We start from the raw sequence: 2,633 nt of genomic DNA on the forward strand, positions 1-2,633 counted from the left end.
CTAAGCCGAGTTTGGCAGCCTTGATTGAAAGGCGGCGAATATCTTTTTCCCTTTGCAGTTTGAGATAGGATTCGACATCAAGTTTGCGGAAGGGTTCGCGGCGTTTGAGCATGAAATAGAAGGTGCGGGCAATTTTGTGGGCCGTGGCCACGATGGCTTCCTTGGGACCCGAACGAGCGCGCACCCGCCGGTAGAACTCACTGTAGATGGTTTTGCCACGGCTCACCGCTTGAGCCGCCAGGCGAAAGGCCTGCCCCGCGCGGTTGTGAGTATGGAGGGTGTGACTGTACAGCACTCGACCGCCTGAAATGGCATTATGCGGAGCCAGCCCAAGCCAGGAGCAAAAGTCCTTGACGGTTGGAAAACGATCCATGTCCAGACCGACTTCCGCCAGGATCCTTTGAACCAGGCTGGCATTCAACCCGGGAATCGCCGTGAAGTCCACCCCCGCCAGACCATACAAGTAGGAACGCGCATCATAGTCGGGGGCATTCTTACAATGCGAGGTGGGTTTCGGATCGGGCGGCAAAGGGGGCAAATCGTCGGGAGGTTGGGGACGCAGGGTCGCAAACTGCCGTTCAATCTCCTGGTCACACTCCCTGATTTGGGCCGTATAGGCGTCGAACAAAGCTAGCGCCTGTTTCAAAGCAAAGACGTGCTCGGGGCGGTAGTGCCCCGTCAAAGCCTGGATCATTTCTGCGCGAGAATGCTCGCAGCGTCCTTTGCGCATCTCCACCAGGCGCATGGGATTGTGCTCTCCCGCTACGATGGCGCGCAGGATCGCCAACCCGGTCTGCCCCGTCAGATCACTTAACACCTGCCCCAATTGAATATTCATTTGCAGCAAGGCTTTCTGCATGTGTTGTATATGGGCGGCGCGATGCTCGATCAGTCCATCCCGATGACGCAGGTAGGCGCGCAGGGCACACATCTCAGCTTGCGGTCGGAACGACCCACTCAGCAAGCCATAGGCATGCAAACGTTGGATCCATTGACAATCCTGCACATCACTCTTCCGTCCGGGCACGTTTTTGATATGCCGGGCGTTGACGACCATCACGTTCATCCCGCGGTCTTCCAACAACTCGTACACCGGGATCCAGTACACCCCGGTTGATTCCATCGCCACTTCCGTTACGCCGTGCTCCTCCAGCCAGTCTGCCAATTCCTCTAAATCCGTCGTGTACGTCCCGAAACAGCGCACTCGTTCTCCCTTCCCATCGGCGGGAATACAGGCCCAAATTTCGGTACTGCCGATATCCAGCCCAGCCGCATGGGGGTGAAGGATGACCATTTCCTCTGAAATGCCCTGCCGCTCTGATCCTTTTCTCATGTCAAACCTCCTTTCGCTTTTCCTGGCGGCCTCCAAGCCAGTCAGGTGCACCTCCCTGTGAGCTACTCAACGGGGTCTTTGGTATCGGTTCTACCAAGCCACCATTCCTCAAATGCCACCTGAACTGAACCATTCTCGCAGTTGGGCTCTCGCGCTCCATTTTCGTCCCGGTCTTGGCTTGCTTGGAGTTCTGTCTTGATTCTAGTAGGTTATCTCTTCCCCGAATACCGCTCTTGCGGTATGGCTGAATCTCGCAATGACATGTCCGAGGGGAAGAACAAGAACGACCTTTCATTCGTTTGTAGACTTCAATCCCCTGCGGGCGCTCTTTCCCGGGTGACCGAGCTTCCTTGTAGTGGCCGACCCGTGTGTCGGCCATCTTGGCTGGTAGTCTTCCCCGAGGTGAATCGTATCCCCAAGAGCCAGACACTGCAGCGCACGTGTCGGGACGATGTGCCTGGGCTACAATCAAGGTTTGGCCCCCCTAATGGGCGCTCGGTCGGGAGACCTGCGCGTATAGAAAGGGAAGTATTTACGAGCCGTGGGTGTTCCAGCTGACCACTCCCGAGCGGAAGAGCAGCTCGAGGTAGTACACCGCACTGCTCAGGCGGTTGACCGCCTGGACGAGGTCATCCCGGGCGGGGGGCGGGTACGCCTCGAGCACTGCTACCTCCACCTCACGCGCGCTGGTGCGCAGGAAGTTGAGCCAGTGCAGGATGGTTGCGTCCTGAGCCTCAGGGACAAGATGGGCGATGCCCAGGTACTGGTCCGGGTGGTGGGAGACGGCATGGATCTCCTCGGCCCTTTTTCCAGCTAGCTCGAGCGGGCACACCGGACGAGCGTTGTACTCGGCCGACTGGATCTCGCGCACGTACGCGCAGAGCGTGTCGAGGTACGCCGACAACTGGGGCAAGCGGTTGTCGCGAGCCTGCGCGGCGACCAGCATTCCCAAGGCGTGCAGGCTGTCCAACCGGCCGCGCAGCTGGATGCGGGGATGGGTCTTGGGCGAAAAATGGGCCGCGTCGAGCTGGGTCATATGCTCGGGCTTGCGGCCCACCGGCTGACCGCACTCCACGCACACCGGGACGGGCCCACTCAGCACGACCGGAAATGCCCCGGGATGATCCCATGCAGGGCGCTGATCCTCCGCAGGTGCATCAACCGAGCTGGATGGACTGACCGCGGCTGCCGGACTGGGTCCCGGAGTGTCAAATTGAATTTCCCGTTGGTGATTCTTGAGAAAATCTTGGGCCGAAGGGGTGAATGTGGTGCCAGAGGGAAACGGCGGGAGGCTGTTTTT

Annotated in this window: 2 protein-coding genes; both read right to left on the reverse strand. The window is 59.0% G+C overall.

The genetic code is table 11. The features are described 5' to 3' along the window. A partial coding sequence (locus tag VGM51_01170) for an IS110 family transposase (protein HEY3411646.1) occupies positions 1 to 1,333 on the reverse strand: 1,333 nt, incomplete at its 3' end. A 532-nt stretch (positions 1,334 to 1,865) separates the two neighbouring features. Next, positions 1,866 to 2,633, reverse strand: a 768-nt coding sequence (locus tag VGM51_01175) for a hypothetical protein (GenBank protein ID HEY3411647.1), incomplete at its 5' end; no start/stop codon positions are given.

This window comes from Armatimonadota bacterium, assembly GCA_036504095.1.
Classification (GTDB): domain Bacteria; phylum Armatimonadota; class DTGP01; order JAKQQT01; family JAKQQT01; genus DASXUL01.